This is a genomic window from Azospirillum mesophilum (assembly GCF_053470405.2).
Genome location: NZ_JBPXMQ020000006.1, coordinates 202,069 through 222,544, shown reverse-complemented (window position 1 = coordinate 222,544; position 20,476 = coordinate 202,069). Strand labels below are relative to the sequence as shown.

Here is a 20,476-nt window from a genome sequence, read left to right as displayed (position 1 = left end):
CAGCGCAGGTCTGCAAAATTGGAGGGCTTACCCCGGTTGGAATACTTCCGTCGGAACGGTCCCTGCTTCAGAGGAAGGAGTGTTTCGCGGCCAGGATCATCAAACCGGCCATTATGCCAGCAGATTCACCACCGTCTGCGCTCCGGACAGCGCCGGGCCGGCGGCAGCCGTGGCAGCGGCGGCCCCTCCCGCGCCGCCAGAATCGGCGCCAGCCTCGGCACCCTCTCCTCCCCCGTTCGCATCGGCGGCTGCGTTCAGAAAATCCTTGATCGAAACGCTGGAGCCGAAGGCGGCCTGACGCAGGCGGTTCACCTCGCCCTGGGCACCGTCGACAATCTTGTCGTAGGCCTTGAAGGATTCCTTGCGGGCCTTGCGGCGCTCCATGACCTGATCCGCCTCGTTGGCGATCTTGGCCTCGCCGATGACCGATTTCACGTCGGACAACACCTTTTCGACACGACGGCCGAATTCGTCGGCTTCGCGGTAGCGGGACATCTTCAGAGTGTTGTCGGCCATCATGCGCTGCATCAGCGCCCGCCCCCGTTCACCCGTCAGGCCGGCGCCGCTGGGGTGCTGGCCGGCCAGGGCCTCGCTCACCGCCTTCGCCAGATCCGCCGGATCCGCGGACGAGGAGGACGTCTCGGACGTATCCTCGTCCGTTCCTTCCCCCTCCGCCGTGGCTTCCGCCTGCGACGCGTCGCTCGCCACGTCGGCGGCCTCGGCCTCGGTTTCGGCCGACGCGCCCTCGGTCTCCTCGGGCGCCTGCTCGGCGACGGCGGCGGCTTCCTGCGCCAGGGCCGCCGCTCCGGCGTTCGGGTTGTCCTTCCCCGGCGGCTGGGCGTCGGGCCGGATGGTCATGGTGACGTTCACCGACATTTCCGTCTGCACGACGGTCAGCGAGGTGCGCGTGATGGTGTGCTCGATCTCCAAGCCCGCACTGGCACTGGCACCCGTCCCGGCGCCGCCGGGCAGCCCCATCTCCGCCGCCGCCGCGACACCCTCTCCGTAGGATTTCGCGGCGCGTCCGGCCTCGCGGGCCAGGATCGCCGCCTCGCGCGCGAGTTGCGCCAGCTTGTCCCGGTTGCCGTGGGAAAAGCGCAGGGTCAGCTTCAGTTCGGCGATCTTGCGCTCGACCTCCTCCAGCTTCTGCTCCGCCGCGGCCTTGGGGCCGCCGACACGCTTCGCCTCCTCCATCGCGTTGACGGCGGCGGTGTGGTTGCGCTGCTGCTCCGGCGTCAGGGAGAAGGTCATGGGCAGCCGGATGGCGTCGGCCTTGTCGGACAGCCGCTGCTTGGCATCCTTGGCGTCCATCGCCTCCATGTCCCGTTCCCAGGTCTTCTTCGCCTGCTGGAGACGGAACATGCTGCTCTGGCTGTCGGCCAAGACGCTGAAGATGCCGCTCACGCCCGCCTCCTCCGGTTCATCTGGGCCGAGTACAATTCGCGGGTAAGTTTAGCACGCTTTTGTGATCTGTCCATTTTCGACGTGCAGGGGCCGCACCGGACCGGCAACCCGGCGTTGCCGCCGCAAAGCCTTGTACACACGCCGGAACTCCGAAGGCCGCGCTGGTGTTTGTGTGGTCGAACATCGGACGCCGCTCAGCGCGGCGAGACGCCGCAGGCCGCGGAAACACGAAATCCCGAGGAGGAAAGCAGATGGCAGACCGCGACACGTCGGGCACCGGCGGACCGAACCACAAGGCATCGGATCCGATGGCCCGTAACCAGACCGGCATAGGTCAAACCGGCATGGGCCACAACAACAGCACGGATCGCATGAGCAGCGACATCAGCCGCATGACGGACGAGGCGACCGAGGCCGGCCGCGACACCATCAGCTCTGCGCAGGGCCGCATCCGCTCGCTTCTGGAACAGCAGAGCCACCGCGCCGCCGACCAGCTCGGCAGCGTCGCGAACGCGCTTCACAAGGCCGCCGAACAGTTGAGCGAGGAGAACAACGGCACCGCTGCCCACTACGCCGGCCAGGCCGCCGACCGGGTGGAGCAGGTCGCCGACATGCTGCGCAACTCCACCGTGGACGACATGGTGAGCCAGGTCGAAGGCTTCGCCCGCCGCCAGCCGGAGGTGTTCGTCGGCGCGGCCTTCGCGGTCGGCTTCCTGTTCGCCCGCTTCATCAAAAGCTCCGGTGAGCGTCGATTTCAGGGCCAGGGCACGTCGCGGCTGAGCTCTTCCGGCACGATGGGGTCGGGGAACATGGGATCGGGGACGATGGGCTCCCGCTCCACCGGGCGCTGGGGTCAGGAAGAGCGCGGCTACGGCCGGTCGAGCATGGGCTCCGGCATGGACAGCGACACCCGCCGCGGCATGGCGGGCGGCCTCGCCGGTTCGACGTCCATGAGTTCGTCGTCCATGGGCTCTGCCGGGGACCGCGCGCGCCAGGGCAACTACGCGACGGCCGGCGCCGCCCCACCCCGCTCGTCGCTCAACGCCGCCACCGCGGCCACCAGCGCCGCGCGCACCCGTGACGCCGCGCAGCTGATGGCCGGCGGCTCGCCGGAACCGACCCCGGCCAGCACGTCCGACATCGGCACGGCGAAGCCCAATCAAGGCAAGCCGTCATCCAACATGGGGGCCACCGTGGGCGCCACCACCGGCGGCAACGCCGGCACCACCTCCACCGGCACGCCGCTCAGCGCAGCGCCGTCGTCCGGCGGCAAGCCCCAGGGTTCGTCGTCATGAGCGCGGCGGAGGACCGTTCCTACGATCCACGGCAGGAGCGTCCCATCGCCGGCCTGTTCGCGGATCTGGCGCGCGAGACCACCAATCTCGCGCGTACGGAGATCGAGCTGGCGAAGGCCGAGCTGACCGAAAAGGCGGGACAGGCGGCGGGCGGCGTCGCCTATGTCGCCGCCGGCGGGATGATCGCCTTCGCGGGCGTTCTGGTCCTGCTGGCCGCCGCCGTGCTGGCGCTGTCGAACGTCGTCGCGCCGTGGCTCGCCGCGGTGATCGTCGGGGTCGTGGTGCTCGCCATCGGCGGCGTGCTGGCGATGATGGGCAAGAGCCGGCTCAGCGCCGAAAATCTCCAGCCGAAGCGGACCATCGAGACGCTGCGCGACGACAAGCGCTGGGCGCGGTCCCAGCTGGCCCGATGAGCGGCGGATCAAGAGACGGTCGGGACCGGTCCGGCGAGGACCGCACCCGCGATTATGACGCGATGCAACGGGACATCCGCGAAAGCCAGACGCGGATCGACGAAACGATCGGCGCGCTGCGGAAGAAGGCCGCGCGGCTCGCCCCCCGGCATTTGATGGAGCAAACCATGAATCGGATGCACAACACGACCAGCGGCGGGCGCGACCAGCGCCACCACGAGGGCGGCTCCTACCGGGGCGGCCAGTCGCGCGGCTGGACCTCCTCGGTCACCGACACGGTGCGCGACAACCCCGTCCCGCTCGCCCTGATCGGGCTGGGATTGGGCTGGCTGGCCCTGTCCGGCAGCGGCTACGACCGCCGCATCGCCCGCAGCGGCACGATGCACTCCGTGCGCGACCGCGCCGGCAGCGCCGCGCAATACGCCCGCGACACCTTCTACAGCGCCAGCGGCAGCGTGCGTGATGCGGCCAGCAGTGCATACGACCGTGCCAGCGACGCGGCCAGCAGCGCTTACGACCGTGCCAGCGATGCCGTCAGCGGTGCCTACGACCGCGCCAGCGACGCGGTGGAAAGCGCCACGGACAGTGTCCGCGGCATGGGCGGCAGCATGACCGGCGGCAACCGCGCCTACGGCGGCGGCCGTTCGCAATCGCACATGCAGGGCGACGGCGGCCACGGTCGCAGCATGATGTCCACGGAGCGCCTGCACAGCGCGACGAGCCGCCTGTGGGACATGGTGGACGAACACCCGCTGGTGGCCGGCGTCATGGGCGTGGCGCTGGGGGCGGCGCTCGGCGCCAGCATCCCATCGACCAGCTATGAGAACCGCTGGATCGGCGACTACGCCGACGAGGCCACCAACCGCGCCAAGGAACTGGCCCAGGAGGCCATGGACCGCGGCACCCGCGCCGCCCGCGCCGCCGTCGAAGCGGCCAAGGACGAGGTGGGCGACGCCGTCACCGCCGCCAGCGCGGCGGCACGCGAGGAGGTGAACAAGCCGGCGTGATCCAGCGGCTTCCGCGTTTTTGAAGTCCCTTCAAGGTCCACGCTCGACTTCAGCGGTCCCGCGCCATTTGGCGGGGCCGCTATTTTCTTATTCCGATTGGGGTTTTTGCGCGAGAACGAGCCCGGACCGCGACAGATCGCCGCAGTGCGCGCCGCGCACCCCTGCCATTAATATACCTGAGTGTTTTCCGTGGGGATTCCCGTCATGGTTCCGCTTGACAACCGTCGCGGCATGGCCACTTAATCGGGACTAATTTAGTCCTGTATTGGGGCGTCCATGATCCGGCTGAGCAAGCTGACCGACTACGCCATCGTCGTCCTGAGCGAGATGGCGCGCCATGTGGGCACGGTGCACACCGTCACCCACTTGGCCGAGCGCACCGGCGTGCCCGCCCCCACCGTCGCCAAGCTGATGAAGGCGCTGACTCCGGCTGGCCTGACGACCTCGCACCGTGGTGCCGCCGGTGGTTATGCGCTGAGCCGCACCGCGGATGCAATCTCCATCGCCGAAATCATCACGGCCCTCGACGGCCCGATCGCCCTGACCGCCTGCGTGGAGGGCGCCGACACCCAATGCGGGGTGGAACGGCTGTGCCCGATGAAGGGCGGTTGGGAAAAGGTCAACCGCGCCATTCGTGGCGCGCTGGAGCAAGTCACGCTGGCCGACATGATGGGGCCGCCCGGTTGGGCCGAAACCGGCTTCATTGGGGACGACTCCGCACCGACACGGCGCGCCGTCTGACGTTCGGCGCACACTGGTAACGCTTTTAGGGAACGGGAAAGAGCATGGCCGCCACGACCGAAACCGTCGATCAGGTCCGCGCCGTCACGGAGCAGAAGTACAAGTACGGCTTCACGACGGACATCGAATCCGACGTCGCACCGAAGGGCCTGAACGAGGACATCGTCCGCTTCATCTCCGCCAAGAAGGAGGAGCCGGAATGGCTTCTCGAATGGCGCCTGAAGGCGTTCCGCGCCTGGCAGGAGATGGAGGAGCCGCGCTGGTGGCCGAAGCTGTCCTTCCCGCCGATCGACTATCAGGATGCGCACTACTACGCCGCGCCCAAGATGAAGGCGAAGCCGAAGTCGCTGGACGAGGTCGATCCGGAGTTGCTGAAGACCTACGAGAAGCTGGGCATTCCGCTCCGCGAGCAGGAGATCCTGGCCGGCGTCGAGGGTTCGGAAAACAAGAGCCCGGCCATCGCCGTGGACGCCGTCTTCGACAGCGTGTCGGTGGCGACCACCTTCAAGGCCAAGCTGGAGGAGATGGGCATCATCTTCTGTGCCATCTCCGAAGCCGTGCACAAGTGTCCGGAGCTGGTGCAGCAGTATCTGGGCTCCGTCGTTCCCTACACCGACAACTTCTACGCCACGCTGAACTCGGCGGTCTTCACGGACGGCAGCTTCGTCTACATCCCGAAGGGCGTGCGCTGCCCGATGGAGCTGTCCACCTATTTCCGCATCAATCAGGCCAACACCGGCCAGTTCGAGCGGACGTTGATCATCGCTGATGCCGGCAGCTACGTCAGCTATCTGGAAGGCTGCACGGCGCCCAAGCGCGACGAGAACCAGCTGCACGCCGCCGTGGTCGAGCTGGTGGCGCTGGACGACGCGCAGATCAAGTACTCGACGGTCCAGAACTGGTATCCGGGCAACGAGGAGGGTGTCGGCGGCATCTACAACTTCGTGACGAAGCGCGGCGCCTGCCGCGGCCGCAACTCCAAGATTTCCTGGACGCAGGTGGAGACCGGCTCCGCCATCACCTGGAAGTACCCGAGCTGCATCCTCCAGGGCGACAACTCGGTGGGTGAGTTCTACTCGGTGGCCATCACCAACAACCACCAGCAGGCCGACACCGGCACCAAGATGATCCACATCGGCAAGAACACCCGCTCGACCATCGTGTCGAAGGGCATCTCGGCCGGCAAGGCGCAGCAGACCTATCGCGGCCTTGTGAAGATCCTGCCGAAGGCCGAGGGTGCGCGCAACCACACCCAGTGCGACAGCCTGCTGATCGGCGACCAGTGCGGCGCCCACACGGTGCCCTACATCGAGAGCCGCAACCGCACCGCCCGCATCGAGCACGAGGCGACGACCGCGAAGATCAGCGAGGACCAGCTCTTCTACTGCCGCCAGCGCGGCCTGTCGGAAGAGGACGCCGTATCGCTGATCGTCAACGGCTTCTGCAAGGAAGTGCTGAAGGAGCTGCCCATGGAATTCGCCGTGGAAGCCCAGAAGCTCGTCGGCATCAGCCTGGAAGGCAGCGTCGGGTAAGGCGTTTCTGGATCCCCGCCTTCGCGGGGATGACGTGGAAAACAAAAGGCTTATTCACCGTCATCCCCGCGAAGGCGGGGATCCAGGGCACCGCAACGAGCAAGGGAATGGAAAAGAGGTTCTACGTCTATATCCTCGCCAGCCGGCGCAACGGCACGCTGTATGTGGGAATGACGTCGAACCTCGCCCGACGGATCGATGAGCACAAGTCCGGAGCCGTTCCAGGCTTCACGAGCGAGTACGGTATCAAAACGCTGGTTTATTATGAGGTCTACGACGATGCCGAAAACGCGATCCGGCGGGAGAAGCGGCTCAAACGGTGGAATCGGGACTGGAAGCTGAAACTGATCGAAAAGGACAATCCCAACTGGCGCGATCTGACGGAGTTGCTGAATTGCTGAGTTCTGGATCCCCGCCTGCGCGGGGATGACGATGGGAAGTGGATGTATTTCCCGTCATCCCCGCGAAGGCGGGGATCCAGGGCACTCCGCCACACGGGCCGATGCGGTTGCGAAGGAACGGACACGATGATCGAAATCAAGAACCTGCACGCTTCGGTGGACGGCAAGGAGATCCTGAAGGGCATCGACCTGACGATCCGTCCGGGCGAGGTGCACGCCATCATGGGGCCGAACGGCTCGGGCAAGAGCACGCTCAGCTACGTGCTGGCCGGCCGCAACGGCTACGAGATCACCAAGGGCTCCGTGAACTACTTCGGCCAGGACCTGCTGGCGATGGAGCCGGAGGAGCGCGCCGCCGCCGGCGTCTTCCTGGCCTTCCAGTACCCGGTCGAGATCCCCGGCGTCGCCAACACCACCTTCCTGAAGTCGGCGCTCAACTCCATGCGCAAGCGGCGCGGCGAGTCCGAGCTGGACGCGATGCAGTTCCTGAAGCTGATCCGCGAGAAGACCAAGGCTCTCGGCATGACCGACGAGATGCTGAAGCGCGCGGTCAACGTCGGCTTCTCCGGCGGTGAGAAGAAGCGCAACGAGACGCTCCAGATGGCTGTCCTCCAGCCGAAGTTCGCCATCCTCGACGAGACGGACAGCGGCCTGGACATCGACGCGCTGAAGATCGTGGCGGAGGGCGTGAACGCGCTGCGCTCGCCGGAGCGCGCGATGCTGGTCATCACCCACTACCAGCGCCTGCTGGACTACATCGTGCCGGACTACGTGCACGTTCTGGCCTTCGGCAAGATCCAGCGGTCCGGCGGCAAGGAACTGGCGCTGGAGCTGGAGAAGAACGGCTACGCCGAGTTCGGCGTGAACGAGGCTGCCTGAGCCATGGCGACGACCTCCCCTGCCCCCCGCGGCTTCGATCCGGCGACGGCCAAGCCCTTCCTGGAGCAGTTCGACCGGGTGAAGGCGAACCTGCCCGGCGGTTCCCTGTCCTGGGTGCGCGACCTGCGCGACCAGGGGCGAGCCCGCTTCGCGGAGCTGGGCTTCCCGACCGTGAAGAACGAGTCCTGGCGCTACACCAACCTGCGCGCGCTGGACAAGCTGGCCTTCCAGCCGGCCGTCGCGGCCGAGACGGGGGTGCGCTTCGACCTGCTGCCGACCGTGCGGGCGGAGGGAACGTCCGGCCCGCGCCTCGTCTTCGTGGACGGGCGCTTCCGGGCGGAGCTGTCCTCCACCGACGGGCTGCCGGCGGGGGTGGAGTTGCTGAACCTCGCCGACGCGCTGGCCCGCAAGCCGGATCTGGTGGGTGAGCATCTGAGCCGCCTCGCCGCCCCGGACGACCGGCCGCTGGTCGCGCTGAACACCGCCTTCCTGGCGGACGGTCCGGTGCTGCACGTCCCGCAGGGCGTGGAGGTGGCGGAGCCCGTCGAGCTGGTCTTCGTCTCCGTCGGCTCCGACGCGCACCCGACCTCCTTCCACCCGCGCACGCTGATCGTGGCGGAGGCGAAGGCCCGCGCCGTGATCGTGGAACACCATGTCGGGCTCGGCACGGGCGTCACCCTGTCCAACGGCGTCACTGAGGTGTTCGTCGGCGAAGGCGCGTCGGTCCACCACTACAAGATCCAGCGGGAGCACGCGGACGCCATCCACCTGTCGCACACCGCGGCGAAGGTCGCCGGCCATGGCGTCTACGACAACTTCATCCTGACCATGGGGGCGAAGCTGTCGCGCAACGAGGTGAACAGCGTCCTGGACGGCGAGCATGGCGACACGCACGTCAGCGGCGCCTACATGGTGCGCGGCGACCAGCATGTGGACACCACCACCTTCATCGACCACGCCACGCCCTGCTGCACCAGCCGCGAGGTCTACAAGGGCGTGATCGACGACCGCGCCCGCGCCGTCTTCCAGGGCAAGATCATCGTGCGCCCCGGCGCGCAGAAGACGGACGGCTACCAGCAGAACCGGGCGCTCCTGCTCTCCGACACGGCCGAGATCGACGCCAAGCCGGAGCTGGAGATCTACGCCGACGACGTGAAGTGCAGCCACGGCGCCACCGCAGGCGAGCTGGACGACGAGGCGCTGTTCTACCTGCGCGCCCGCGGCATCGACAAGGAGACCGCGCGCGGCCTGCTGATCGGCGCCTTCCTGGCCGAGGCCCTGGACGAAATCCCCGAGGAGAGCGTCCGCGAAGCCTTCCAGGGTTACATCTCCGCCTGGCAGAACGCGCGCTGAGAAGGGAACCGGACATGGACACCCAAATCGTGGACAACACCCGGACCGGCTTCGCTCCTGCGGACTTCGATGTCGAGCGCATCCGCGCCGACTTCCCCGTGCTGTCGCGCACCGTGCACGAGCGCAAGGGCAAGCCCGGCAAGCCGCTGGTCTATCTGGACAGCGCCGCCTCCGCGCAGAAGCCGCGTCAGGTCATCCAGGCCATGACGCGCTTCCTGGAGGAGGACTATTCCAACATCCACCGCGGCGTTCATTTCCTGTCGCAGACCGCCACCGACCAGTTCGAGGCGGCGCGCGTCAAGGTCGCGCGTTTCCTGAACGCGCCGTCGGAACGCAACATCGTCTTCACCCGCAACGCGACGGAGTCCATCAACCTCGTGGCCGCCAGCTACGGCCGCACCTGCCTGTCGGAAGGCGACGAGGTGATCGTCTCCGTCATGGAGCACCACGCCAACATCGTGCCGTGGCAGCTGCTCCAGACGGACAAGGGCATCCGGCTGAAGGTCGTGCCGGTGGACGAGCATGGCGTGCTGGACCTGGACGCCTACGCCGGCCTGCTGTCCGACCGCACGAAGCTGGTGGCGATCACCCACTGCTCCAACGTGCTGGGCACGGTGAACCCGGCCAAGACCATCGCCCGGCTGGCGCACGAGCGCGGCATCCCCGTGCTGTTCGACGGCAGCCAGGCGGTGGTGCACGGCCCCGTGGACGTGCAGGACATCGACGCCGACTTCTACGTCTTCACCGGCCACAAGCTCTACGGCCCGACCGGCATCGGCGTGCTGTACGGCAAGTACGACATCCTGAAGACCATGCCCCCCTACCAGGGCGGCGGCGACATGATCGAGGCGGTCAGCTTCGAAGGCACCACCTTCAAGGCCCCGCCCATGCGGTTCGAGCCGGGCACCCCGCCCATCACCGAGGTCATCGGCCTGGGTGCCGCCATCGACTATGTCGAGGCGATCGGACGCGAGGCCATCCAGGCGCACGAGAACGACCTGCTCCAGTACGCCACGCAGCAATTGTCGCAGATCGACGGCCTGCGCATCGTCGGCACGGCGCCGGGCAAGGGTCCGATCATCTCCTTCACGCTGGACGGCGTGCACCCGCACGATCTCGGCACCATTGTGGACCAGTACGGCGTGGCCGTGCGGGTGGGGCGCCACTGCGCCGAGCCGCTGATGGAGCGTTTCGGCGTCGGCGCCACCGCGCGGGCCAGCTTCGCCCTTTACAACACGCGCGCCGAGGCCGACGCTCTGGTCTCTTCGGTGATCGCGGTGAAGGAGTTCTTCGGAGCATGATGGACGAGCTGCGCGAGCTGTACCAGGAAGTCATCCTGGACCACGGCAAGAACCCCCGGAACTTCCGGCATCCCGACGATGCCAACCGGGAGGCCAAGGGCGAGAACCCCATGTGCGGCGACCGCTTCATGGTCTACCTGAAGCTGAAGGACGGGGTGGTGGAGGACGTGGCCTTCCAGGGCCGCGGCTGCGCCATCTCCACGGCCAGCGCCTCCATGATGACGGAAGTCGTGAAGGGCAAGACCGAGCAGGAGGCCAAGGCCCTGTTCGAGACCTTCCACGACCTCTGCACCAAGGAGGACCACGACCACGGCGACCACGGCCCCGTGGACGAGGAAGCCCTGGAGAAGCTGATGGTGCTGTCGGGCGTCCGTCAGTTCCCGGTGCGCGTGAAGTGCGCCACCCTGGCCTGGCACGCGATGAACGCCGCCATCGAGGGTGAGGACAAGGCGTCCAGCGAATAGATTGGGCGCGAATAGCCAGGGCGTTCAGCGAACAGTTTTCCGAGACGGTGACCCGCGATGTCTGAAGACGCGATGACCAACGAAGCCGGGACGGACCCCCGCCCCATGAACCAGACCGAGGCCGACATGGCCGCGGCCAAGGCCGCCTACGACCCTCGCGCCGTGCTGATGGACAACGTCGTGGGCGCGATCAAGACCTGCTACGACCCGGAAATTCCCGTGGACATCTGGGAACTGGGCCTGATCTACCGCGTCGATATCGACGAGGGCAACAACGTCCAGGTCGACATGACCCTGACCAGCCCGATGTGCCCCGTGGCCGGCGAATTGCCGTTGCAGGTGCAGCAGGCGGTTGAGTCCGTCGAGGACGTCGCCACATGTAAGGTCGAGCTTGTGTGGGATCCGCCCTGGCGCCAGGACATGATGTCCGAGGTCGCCCGGATCCAGCTGGACATGTTCTGAGGAGGCAAAGACCCCATGGCCACCCTTGCGCCCCCCAAGGCCCTGACCATCACCGACGCCGCCGCCGAGCGCGTGAAGGCGCTGATGTCCAAGGCGACGGAGGACATCATCGGCCTGCGCATCGGCGTGAAAGCGCGCGGCTGCTCCGGCCTCAGCTACGACGTGCAGTACGCCAAGGACCGGATGAAGTTCGACGAGGTGGTGGAAGACAAGGGCGTCACCATCCTGATCGACCCCGCCGCCGTGATGTTCCTGATCGGCAGCGAGATGGATTACGTGGACGACAAGTTCCAGACGGGCTTCGTCTTTCGGAATCCGAACGAAAAGGGCCGCTGCGGCTGCGGCGAGAGCTTCCACGTGTGAGCGTTCGGTTGGGCGGCCGACCGCCCTAACCGCCTCCGGCCATTTGTCCCGTACTCAACCTCAAGGCCCTTCCTCCGTGAGAGAGAAGGGCTTTTGACTTTGCGCGTCACCGAGAGACCGTTTGCAGCGGGCAAGGCTGTTGCCTCGGCAGGCGAACGCATTCATTGGGCTGCAACGTCACGCATGGCAGGCGGCACACTGTTTTCCGTTCAAATTTCCCTTATAAATATATGGCTATTTAATATATTCTGATGGAAGTCTGAAATACACCTCTTGCGGGTAGATCTTCGATGACGACCATTTTTGTTCGATATGATGCCGCAGGATACAAAAATCCGACCCTCCCTTTTCAGGAATTTGTTGATAGCTTTTTCCGCCAACTCCGCCAATCCGACCAAATAGAGACGCTGTATTTTCACGACTCTTCAACCCAGACGCAAGTCTGTGACTTTAAAGGGCTGCAATTAAAAAGCGGCGATTTCCTATATGTTCCATTGCTATCCAAAACACTCGTTACAAAGAAGGACTTTATTGAAGAAATCGAAATTGCGCTCGCTGCCCAGGCGAAAACACCGGGTATCCGGACTGTATGCGCCATCGGCATAGAGCATGTCGATACGTCGATCCTGAGGATGTTTCCAAACCATATGGAAACCATCCTGAACATCATAAGGCTTTACAGCAGCATATCAGTTCTGGAGCAGATTATTGGCGATCCGACGCAAAACGTCGAACGGTTTGCGGACGCGTCGTTCACGCGTGTGCACAATGAGTCCGTTGTCCTGAACGAGATGCGGCAGTCGCAGCAACTGCCGCAAACGATCGACTACGGCGGCCAATATGCGCCGGCTCACACCTACAATCAGAGCGCCCAGTTGAACCCGTTCAGCAGCATTCCTTCTCCATTCCATGATCCTGCACCCGTAGCGCACTATCCAACGCCTTACGATTCCGATGCGGCGCTCGGGCAAGGCCATTCTTATTTCTCTTCCAGCTGGAATGGTTCCTACGACTATCCAGCCAGCACCGATTTCTCCACTTCCGAGAAAGCTTCCGGTATTGGCGCGCGAGACTACGAGGAAAATTTTGTCTTCATCAAGCGCCGAAAGAAGATCGTGGTCGCAAAGGATGGAAGCGGCGACTTCCGAAGCATCGAAGAAGCGGTCCGAAAAGCCGATGACGAAAGCATCATCATTGTAAAACCAGGCGTGTACGACGCTCCTGCAATCATCAACAAGTCGATCAGCATCGTTGGCGACTGCAACATGAACGACGCCGAAGCGCCAAAGGCTGAACTGGTTATCAACGGTCGCTCGCCGATCCGCTGCCTGCCCTACATAAGCGACGTCAAGCGGGTTAACAGCTTTATCAAAATCAAGAACATTATCATAAAACACAGCAACACTCACTACAACGATGAAGTGAAAAGCTCTTGCATATTGGTCGAGGATTGCGAGCTGTATCTTCAGGAATGCCTTGTTGTCGGTGGAAGCTATTGCCTTTACGCAGGCCGGAACGCGTCGGTCCGGACGCTGGGAGGCGTCTACACCAGGGCGAACAGGGCAAACATCATCGTCGATGGGGCGAACAGGATCGAACTCAACAAAACCCAGATTTCCAAATCGGAAAAGGACGGCATCTTCGTCAAGCATGGCGCTCAGCCGATCATCATGAACTGTAGGGTCAGCGACAACGGCGGGAATGGCATTATCGTTCACGCGCAAAGCGGCGCCAATATCAAAAACTCACAGATATTGCAGAACGGAAAGTGCGGTGTCGTAGTGTACATCGGCGCTTATTGCGACATAACGGGCAGCACCATATCCAGAAATATAGGTTTTGGCATAAGCCTCCACTTTCGGTGCCGCGGGTCTGGAACCGACAACATTCTTTCGAAAAACAAATCCGGCGCGAAGGAAATAAACGGCGAAAAGAAGGCTGGAGACTACAAGACAAACGGATTCATATGGATCCGCAACAAGGAAGAATAAGCAGTTTTTCATAACGATGCCTTTGATAAAGGCACAAACAGCCAATTGGTGCCCCGCAACCACGGCAACCCATTTGGACTTGCCATCGGTGTTCCTTAGCGCCACCCTTATAGACAGCTCCGGAGAATCCACCAGAGATAAGGCACCATGGACAAAGGCACGCCCAAGGCCATTCGCCTCCAGGACTACCGCCCGCCGGCACACCTGATCGACACGGTCGATCTGCATTTCGACCTCGGGGAGGAGGTTACGACGGTGCGCGCGGTGCTCGGCATCCGGCGCAATCCGGCGCGCGACGACGCGGCGAATGAACCGTTGACGCTGGACGGGCAGAGGCTCGATCTGGTCTCCGTCGCGCTCGACGGCAAGGCGCTGACCGGCGACGCCTACACCGTCACGCCGGATCATTTGACCGTCCACAGCGTCCCCGACGCCTTCACGCTGGAAACGGTCGTCCGCATCAAGCCGCAGGAGAACACGGCGCTGGAGGGACTGTACAAGTCCTCCGGCAACTTCTGCTCGCAGTGCGAGGCGGAAGGCTTCCGCAAGATCACCTATTTCGCCGACCGTCCGGACGTGATGGCGCGCTACACCACCACGATCACGGCGGACAAGGCGCGCTATCCGGTGCTGCTGTCCAACGGCAACCTCGTGGAGTCCGGCGACCTTCCTGACGGTCGCCACCGCGCGGTGTGGGAGGACCCCTACCCCAAGCCCTGCTACCTGTTCGCGCTGGTCGCCGGCAACCTGCGGCACAAGGAAGACCACTTCCGCAGCATGTCCGGCCGCGACGTGACGCTGCGCATCTATGTGGAGCCGGGGAACGAGGACAAGGTCGACCACGCCATGCGCTCGCTCATCAAGTCGATGCGCTGGGACGAGGAGGTGTTCGGTCTGGAATACGACCTGGACATCTTCAACATCGTCGCGGTGGGCGACTTCAACATGGGGGCGATGGAGAACAAGTCGCTCAACGTCTTCAACACCAAGTACATTCTGGCGAAGCCGGAGACCGCCACCGACCAGGATTTCCTGGGCATCGAGGCCGTGGTGGCGCACGAGTATTTCCACAACTGGACCGGCAACCGCGTCACTTGCCGCGACTGGTTCCAGCTGTCGCTGAAGGAAGGACTGACCGTCTTCCGCGACCAGGAATTCTCCAGCGACATGAACTCCCGCGCGGTGAAGCGCATTGCCGACGTTCAGCGGCTGCGCACCGTGCAGTTCCCGGAGGATTCCGGCGCCATGGCGCATCCCGTGCGCCCGGACAGCTATGTGGAGATCAACAACTTCTACACCCCGACCGTCTACGACAAGGGGTCGGAAGTCATCCGCATGATGCACACGCTGCTGGGGCCGCAAGGCTTCCGCAAGGGCATGGACCTCTATTTCCAGCGCCACGACGGGCAGGCGGTGACCTGCGACGACTTCGCCGCGGCGATGAGCGACGCCAGCGGCGTGGACCTCACCCAGTTCAAGCGCTGGTACCGGCAGGCCGGCACGCCGGAGCTGGACGTGACCGGAGCCTATGACGCGGCGGCCAGGACCTACCGGCTGACCGTCAAACAGACCGTGCCGCCCACCCCCGGCCAGCCAAACAAGGAGCCGATGCACATCCCGCTCCTCCTGGGCCTGCTCGGCCCCGACGGCCGGGACCTGCCTCTGCGCCTGAAGGGCGAGGACGCGCCGGCCGACACCAGCCGCACCCTGCACGTCAGGGACGCGGAACAGACCTTCGAATTCGTCGACGTCCCGGCCCGCCCGGTGCCGTCGCTGCTGCGCGGCTTCTCCGCCCCGGTGAAGCTTCGCGCCGACCTGTCGGACGCCGACCTGACCTTCCTGATGGCCAACGACAGCGACGCCTTCAACCGGTGGGAGGCCGGGCAGATCCTCGCCACGCGCCTGCTGCTGTCGCTGGTCGCCGACCATCAGGCCGGCCGCGAGCTAGCCCTGCCGGGGAGCTTCGTCGAGGCGGTGGGCGCCGTGCTGAAGGACGCCGACACGGATCCGGCTTTCGCCGCCCAGGCGTTGGTGTTGCCGACCGAGGGCTATCTCGGCACGCAAATGGAGGTGATCGACCCCGACGCCATCCACGCCGCGCGCGAGTTCGCCCGGCGCCGGCTGGCGCAGGACCTCCGTGCCGACTGGCTCGCCACATACCGCCGCAACGCCGGCAACGAGCCCTTCTCGGTGGATGCGGCGGCCATTGGCCGGCGGGCGCTGAAGAACCTGTGCCTCGCCTACCTGATGGCGCTGGAGGACGAGGAGGCGCTGGGCCTCTGCCTCGGCCAATACCACGGCGCGCAGGCGATGACCGACGTGATGGCGGCGCTCCAGTTCCTCAGCAACGCCGACGCGCCGGAGCGGGAGCAGGCCGTCGCCGGCTTCTACGAGCGCTGGAAGGGCGAGCCGCTGGTCGTGGACAAGTGGTTCGGCGTCCAGGCGACCTCCCACCGGCCGGACACGCTGGAGCGCGTCACCGCCCTGCTGTCCCACCCGGCCTTCGAGATCCGCAACCCGAACAAGGTCTACGCGCTGATCGGCGGCTTCGCCGGCGGCAACCCGGTGCGCTTCCACGACGCGGGCGGGGCCGGCTACCGCTTCCTGGCCGATCAGGTGCTGCGGATCGACCCGATGAACCCGCAGGTGGCCGCGCGGCTGATGGGGCCGTTCTCGCGCCTGCGCCGCTACGACGGAAAGCGCCGCGCCCTGATGCGCGCGGAGTTGGAGCGGATTGTCGCCACCCCCGGCCTGTCCCCCGACGTGTTCGAGGTGGCGAGCAAGAGCCTGGAGGCCGCCGGCTGAAAACGAAAAGCTAAAAACGAAACCGGGCCGGAGGTTGCCCTCCGGCCCGGCGCTTCGCGGCGGTGATCAGCGCGATGCTTACTTCTGCTCGCTCAGGAAGGCGATCAGGTTGTCGACCTTTTCCGGCTCCTTCAGGCCGGCGAAGGCCATCGAGCCGCCCGGGACGATTTCCTTCGGGGCGGTGATGTAGGCCTTCAGGGTCTCCGGCGTCCAGACGAGGCCGCCGGCGGCCTTCTCCTTCATCGGAGCGGAGTACTTGAAGCCATCGATGGACGCGGCCGGGCGGCCGACGACGCCGAACAGCGACGGGCCGACCTTGTTCTTGCCCTGCTCGGCGGTGTGGCAGGCCATGCAGACCTTGAAAACGTCCTTGCCGGCCGCGGCGTCGGCCGCCAGCGCGGCGCCAGAGCCCATGGCGATGCCAGCGATCAGAGCGGCGCCCAGGAGATGCTTCTTCATTGGTTGGCTTCCCTTCCGGATAGGGCCGGCGCAAACGGGGTGCCGGCGTGATCGTGCGGCAGCATACACATTCTGGGGTCGAGGCCAACCCCCCAAGGTGTCGCGCCGTTACGATAAACACCAAATACGGGTTATTTCATCCAGGCCAGGACGCCGACGAGAACGGCGACGGCGATCAACGCCGCCCAGGGCACGTAAAGTCCGCTACGCCCCCGCGCCCCCGGGATGGGAAGGGGCAACTCCGGCGGGGTTTCGACCGCCGGAGTCACCGGCGGAGGCACCGTCTCCCGCACGGCCGGCTTCGCCACCATGACAGATTCGGGGGCGGGCTCTGGGATGGATTCCGCGACCGGCTCCGGCGCGCCGACCACGGCGGTGAACCGGGTGAAGAAGTCGTCCGCCATCTTGCGGGCCGTGGCGTCCACGAGGCGGGAGCCGATCTGCGCCAGCTTGCCGCCGACCTGGGCGTGCGCGGTGTAGGTCAGCACGGTGGCGGCGTCGCCGTCCGGCTCCAACGTCACCTTGGCGCCGCCCTTGCCGAATCCGGCGGCCCCGCCCGAACCCTCACCGGTGATGGTGTAGCCGTTCGGCGGGTCGAGGTCCGACAGCGCCACCTTGCCGGAGAACTTGGCGCTGACCGGCCCGACCTTCGCCACCACCTTGGCGGTGAAGGCGGTGTCGGAGACCTTCTGCACCTCCTCGCAGCCGGGGATGCACTGGCGCAGGATGTCCGGATCGTTCAGCGCCTTCCACACCGTCTCGCGCGGTGCTGCGATGCGTTGGCTTCCGCTCATGTCCATAACGTCGTCCCTCCACAAGCCTGAGCTGGACGATACGGCATCGCCGCAATGCTCGACAGCCCCCAATCGGCGAACGGCATCAATGCGGCGTCACTGGGGCATCACTCGGGCGTCACTGCGGCGCGGGGCGGACGCAGTTCTGGACGACGGGGGTGCAGGTGGACAGATCGGCGTTGGCGGGGTAGGACACCTGCTCCACGCCGCCCGGCCCCAGGACGACGGTCACCTCGCAGGTGCGCACGTTGGGGCCACCCACCGGCAGGCCGAAGCTGAGGCCGAGCCCGACGCCGCTGGAGCTGCCGCCGAAGCCGCCCACGCCGATGCTGCTGCCGGGACCGATGTAGTCAGGACCACGTTCCGCGTAGGTGTAGTATTCCCGGCCGTTCGCCGCCGCTTGGCGTGCGGGCACCCCGGCGCAGGCCAGCAGCCGCTCCTTGGGCATGCCGAGCATTTCGGTCTGGGCGCGCCGGGCCACCTGCGGGTCCGGACCGGTCGCGCAGGACGCCAGAAGGGAACCCGCCATCCCAAGGCCCAGGGCCGCCACCACACGCCTGACCGCCATGATTCCCATCCTCCGACACGCGACTGTTCTTCAGGCAAAACCCCGGTGTTGCCTTGCGGTTCCATCCGAAAGATGGCTACCAAAAGCTGGGGTCGGCAATTTGGCAGAGCCTATCGCTTTGCCGATTGCCGCGCAAAAGGAACATGCTATGACAGGCACCGATTTGGTTTCGACTAGCGACGGCAATGCGATGACCACGGTCTATCTCGCCCTCGGCAGCAATCTCGGCGACCGGGCCGCGAATCTGGAAACGGCACAGCGGCTTCTGGCGCCCCGGGTTCGCGTCGATCGCGCCTCCCCCGTTTATGAGACGGCTCCGATGTACGTCACCGACCAGCCGGCCTTCCTCAACATGGCGGTGCGCGGCCAGACCGCGCTCGGCCCGTGGGAACTGCTGCGCTTCGTGAAAGGGATCGAGTCGGAGCTGGGCCGGTCCGAGGGCGGCCTGCGCTTCGGGCCGCGCCCCATGGACATCGACATCCTGCTCTACGGCGAGCTGGTCATGTACGCGCCGGAGCTGGAAATCCCCCACCCGCGCATCGCTGAGCGCGCCTTCGTCCTGTGCCCGCTGGCCGACATCGCCGCGGACCTGCGGCACCCGGCGCTGGGGCGCAGCATTGCGGAACTGCTGGACGCCGTGCCCGGCAAGGAAACCGTCGTCCCGTCCTCCGTCACCCTCCGGGAAACGGTGTAAGCACGCCTTCACGGACCGCCGGGAGCGGTAAGGCGCCCGCGTGGTGGCAAAGGCGGGCGCTTGCGCTATAGTGCTTTCCGCGTAGCGACGACGCGGCCGCCCCGTTCCGGGCTGTGTTGAGGCCGCCGTCCGCCTGGAGACCTCGTTTTTGGCCAACGACACCGCTTCCCGACGCGCCGCCTCCACCGATTCCGGCGCGGCAACGACCTACACCATCCTGCTTCGGGACTTCACCGCGACCGTTTCGGTCGCCGGCCGCGAGGGACGGCCCACCGTGCGCATCAGCCTGGAACTGAAGGTCAGCCACCCGGGCCACGGCTTCCCCGACGACATCAACGCCGTCATGTCCTACGAGGACATCGTGGAGGACCTCCGCCGCCTGTGCGCGGAGGAAACGGTGCCCGGCCCCGACTATCTGGCCGACCGCACGGCCGACCTGTGCCTTGCCCACCCGAAGGTGCAACGCGTCCGCGTGGACGTGGAGCTGCCCTCCCTCCTTCCGGACACCGCCGGAGCGGGGGTGTCCATCACCCGCACCCGCCGGGAGGAGGAGTAGCCCCACCCGTTCGAAGGACATTGGGCGTACTCCCCATGAGGGAATAGGCAATGGGTGGGATGTTGGGGCATGTAGGCTGAATCGTCATTCGCCGGAAGCGCTAATGACATGAAATTTCGCAATGCAGTATCATTGCGCAATTCTATTCCTCAGCATACACTCAAAAAAGCCGGCGCAAGACCGGCTGAACGCCCAGGGAGGGAAACATGGACCATCAGAAGGATCCGACCCTGTCGGAAATCCTGGACGAGCCCATCGTTGTGGCCCTGATGAAGCGCGACGGCATCAGCCGGGAGTGCTTGCATCAGCTCCTTGAGCAGGTACGCCGAAACCTCCGCGCCCGCGAAGAGAGGATGGCGGCCTGACCGGCTCTCCGGCGCCCGAACACTCCACAGATACTTGACCGTCTGGGGACCGGGGGCTGGGCGTCAATCGCCCAGCACCTCGCGCACGGCGTCCATCACCTCCGCCGGGGTGAAGGGTTTGCGCAGCGTCTTCTGCGCGCCCAGCGCCTCGGCCACGGGAAGCACGTCCAGCGAGGCGCGGGCGCCGCCGCCGGAAATCGCGATGATCTTGATGCTGGGAAAGCTGCGGCGAAGCTCCATGATCGTCGCCAGCCCTTCCTGATTCGGCATGAAGATGTCCGTGATGACAAGGTCGGCCGGGTTCTCCCGGAACGCCGCCACGCCCTCGACCCCGTCCCTTGCGCCGACGGCCTGATGGCCGCCGCGGGCCAGCGTGCGCAGAAGCATGGTGCGGACCATGTCGTCATCGTCGATGATCAGCACATTGGCCATGTCGGCGCTCCTTCCGTGTCCGTTGTCTGGGGGGCCATCGTCATGATTCCAGGGCAATCGCAATTCAATTCCCTCTCCCCTCCGGGGAGAAGGTTAGGGTGAGGGGGTTGCGCGTGGCGGAACGTTCGGCAAAAGCGCAACCCCCTCACCGGCCCTCCGGGCCACCCTCTCCCCAGAGGGGAGAGGGCTAAAACGCC

General features: G+C 65.6%; 22 protein-coding genes. 17 read left to right on the top strand and 5 right to left on the bottom strand.

Features of this window, described 5'->3' with window-relative positions; genetic code table 11:
• Positions 1-111 precede the first annotated feature (111 nt).
• Positions 112-1,404, bottom strand: a complete 1,293-nt coding sequence (locus tag ACSVC7_RS09425) for a hypothetical protein (RefSeq protein WP_448205489.1) — start codon at positions 1,402-1,404, stop codon at positions 112-114.
• Positions 1,405-1,655: 251 nt separating this feature from the next.
• On the opposite strand from ACSVC7_RS09425, the gene ACSVC7_RS09420 reads away from it, so the two are divergent.
• The 14 genes from ACSVC7_RS09420 (at position 1,656) to pepN (ending at position 16,411) form a co-directional block, all read left to right on the top strand.
• A complete protein-coding gene (locus tag ACSVC7_RS09420; RefSeq protein WP_448205490.1) occupies positions 1,656-2,699 on the top strand; it encodes a hypothetical protein in 1,044 nt (347 codons plus the stop codon).
• Positions 2,696-3,112 (top strand): phage holin family protein, encoded by a 417-nt coding sequence (locus ACSVC7_RS09415; RefSeq protein WP_448205491.1) that lies wholly within the window; start codon positions 2,696-2,698, stop codon positions 3,110-3,112. The genes ACSVC7_RS09420 and ACSVC7_RS09415 overlap by 4 nt, the downstream gene beginning before the upstream one ends.
• Before the next feature lie 62 nt (positions 3,113-3,174).
• Positions 3,175-4,119, top strand: coding sequence for a hypothetical protein (locus ACSVC7_RS09410; protein ID WP_448205492.1), 945 nt, complete (start codon positions 3,175-3,177; stop codon positions 4,117-4,119).
• Positions 4,120-4,395: 276 nt separating this feature from the next.
• Positions 4,396-4,860 (top strand): SUF system Fe-S cluster assembly regulator, encoded by a 465-nt coding sequence (locus ACSVC7_RS09405; protein ID WP_448205493.1) that lies wholly within the window; start codon positions 4,396-4,398, stop codon positions 4,858-4,860.
• Between the two features lie 44 nt (positions 4,861-4,904).
• Positions 4,905-6,392, top strand: a complete 1,488-nt coding sequence (gene sufB / locus ACSVC7_RS09400; RefSeq protein ID WP_448205494.1) for a Fe-S cluster assembly protein SufB — start codon at positions 4,905-4,907, stop codon at positions 6,390-6,392.
• 29 nt (positions 6,393-6,421) lie between these two features.
• Positions 6,422-6,793, top strand: a complete 372-nt coding sequence (locus ACSVC7_RS09395) for a GIY-YIG nuclease family protein (RefSeq protein WP_483508211.1) — start codon at positions 6,422-6,424, stop codon at positions 6,791-6,793.
• A gap of 126 nt (positions 6,794-6,919) precedes the next feature.
• Positions 6,920-7,672, top strand: a complete 753-nt coding sequence (gene sufC, locus ACSVC7_RS09390) for a Fe-S cluster assembly ATPase SufC (protein WP_448205496.1) — start codon at positions 6,920-6,922, stop codon at positions 7,670-7,672.
• A gap of 3 nt (positions 7,673-7,675) precedes the next feature.
• Positions 7,676-9,025 (top strand): Fe-S cluster assembly protein SufD, encoded by a 1,350-nt coding sequence (sufD, locus tag ACSVC7_RS09385; RefSeq protein ID WP_448205497.1) that lies wholly within the window; start codon positions 7,676-7,678, stop codon positions 9,023-9,025.
• A gap of 14 nt (positions 9,026-9,039) precedes the next feature.
• Positions 9,040-10,326 (top strand): cysteine desulfurase, encoded by a 1,287-nt coding sequence (locus tag ACSVC7_RS09380; protein WP_448205498.1) that lies wholly within the window; start codon positions 9,040-9,042, stop codon positions 10,324-10,326.
• Positions 10,323-10,790, top strand: a complete 468-nt coding sequence (gene sufU, locus ACSVC7_RS09375) for a Fe-S cluster assembly sulfur transfer protein SufU (protein WP_448205499.1) — start codon at positions 10,323-10,325, stop codon at positions 10,788-10,790. Before ACSVC7_RS09380 ends, sufU begins: the two co-directional genes overlap by 4 nt.
• Positions 10,791-10,847: 57 nt before the next feature.
• Positions 10,848-11,252 carry an iron-sulfur cluster assembly protein gene (locus tag ACSVC7_RS09370; RefSeq protein WP_448205500.1) on the top strand — a complete coding sequence of 135 codons (405 nt, stop codon included), beginning with the start codon at positions 10,848-10,850 and terminating at the stop codon, positions 11,250-11,252.
• Positions 11,253-11,267: 15 nt separating this feature from the next.
• Positions 11,268-11,615 (top strand): HesB/IscA family protein, encoded by a 348-nt coding sequence (locus ACSVC7_RS09365; protein WP_448205501.1) that lies wholly within the window; start codon positions 11,268-11,270, stop codon positions 11,613-11,615.
• A 290-nt stretch (positions 11,616-11,905) separates the two neighbouring features.
• Entirely contained in the window at positions 11,906-13,606 is a 1,701-nt protein-coding gene (locus ACSVC7_RS09360; protein ID WP_448205502.1) for a right-handed parallel beta-helix repeat-containing protein, read from the top strand.
• Between the two features lie 147 nt (positions 13,607-13,753).
• Positions 13,754-16,411 (top strand): aminopeptidase N, encoded by a 2,658-nt coding sequence (pepN, locus tag ACSVC7_RS09355; RefSeq protein ID WP_448205503.1) that lies wholly within the window; start codon positions 13,754-13,756, stop codon positions 16,409-16,411.
• Positions 16,412-16,489: 78 nt separating this feature from the next.
• Here pepN and ACSVC7_RS09350 read toward each other — a convergent pair whose 3' ends face one another.
• The 3 genes from ACSVC7_RS09350 to ACSVC7_RS09340 all read right to left on the bottom strand — a co-directional run bounded on the left by ACSVC7_RS09350 (position 16,490) and on the right by ACSVC7_RS09340 (position 18,232).
• The gene (locus ACSVC7_RS09350) at positions 16,490-16,870 is read right to left on the bottom strand and encodes a c-type cytochrome (RefSeq protein ID WP_448205504.1); all 381 of its coding nucleotides are present in this window, start codon (positions 16,868-16,870) and stop codon (positions 16,490-16,492) included.
• Positions 16,871-17,001: 131 nt separating this feature from the next.
• Positions 17,002-17,670, bottom strand: coding sequence for an SRPBCC family protein (locus ACSVC7_RS09345; RefSeq protein WP_448205505.1), 669 nt, complete (start codon positions 17,668-17,670; stop codon positions 17,002-17,004).
• Between the two features lie 112 nt (positions 17,671-17,782).
• Positions 17,783-18,232: a hypothetical protein gene (locus tag ACSVC7_RS09340; protein WP_448205506.1), complete on the bottom strand. Its 450-nt coding sequence runs from the start codon at positions 18,230-18,232 to the stop codon at positions 17,783-17,785.
• A gap of 190 nt (positions 18,233-18,422) precedes the next feature.
• On the opposite strand from ACSVC7_RS09340, the gene folK reads away from it, so the two are divergent.
• From folK to ACSVC7_RS09325, 3 genes are all read left to right on the top strand, one after another.
• Positions 18,423-18,926: a 2-amino-4-hydroxy-6-hydroxymethyldihydropteridine diphosphokinase gene (folK, locus tag ACSVC7_RS09335; RefSeq protein WP_448205507.1), complete on the top strand. Its 504-nt coding sequence runs from the start codon at positions 18,423-18,425 to the stop codon at positions 18,924-18,926.
• A 148-nt stretch (positions 18,927-19,074) separates the two neighbouring features.
• Positions 19,075-19,482 (top strand): dihydroneopterin aldolase, encoded by a 408-nt coding sequence (locus tag ACSVC7_RS09330; RefSeq protein WP_448205508.1) that lies wholly within the window; start codon positions 19,075-19,077, stop codon positions 19,480-19,482.
• 206 nt (positions 19,483-19,688) lie between these two features.
• The gene (locus ACSVC7_RS09325) at positions 19,689-19,847 is read left to right on the top strand and encodes a hypothetical protein (RefSeq protein WP_448205509.1); all 159 of its coding nucleotides are present in this window, start codon (positions 19,689-19,691) and stop codon (positions 19,845-19,847) included.
• A 63-nt stretch (positions 19,848-19,910) separates the two neighbouring features.
• Here the strand turns inward: ACSVC7_RS09325 and ACSVC7_RS09320 are convergent, their stop codons facing one another.
• Positions 19,911-20,279: a response regulator gene (locus tag ACSVC7_RS09320; RefSeq protein ID WP_448205510.1), complete on the bottom strand. Its 369-nt coding sequence runs from the start codon at positions 20,277-20,279 to the stop codon at positions 19,911-19,913.
• Positions 20,280-20,476 lie beyond the last annotated feature (197 nt).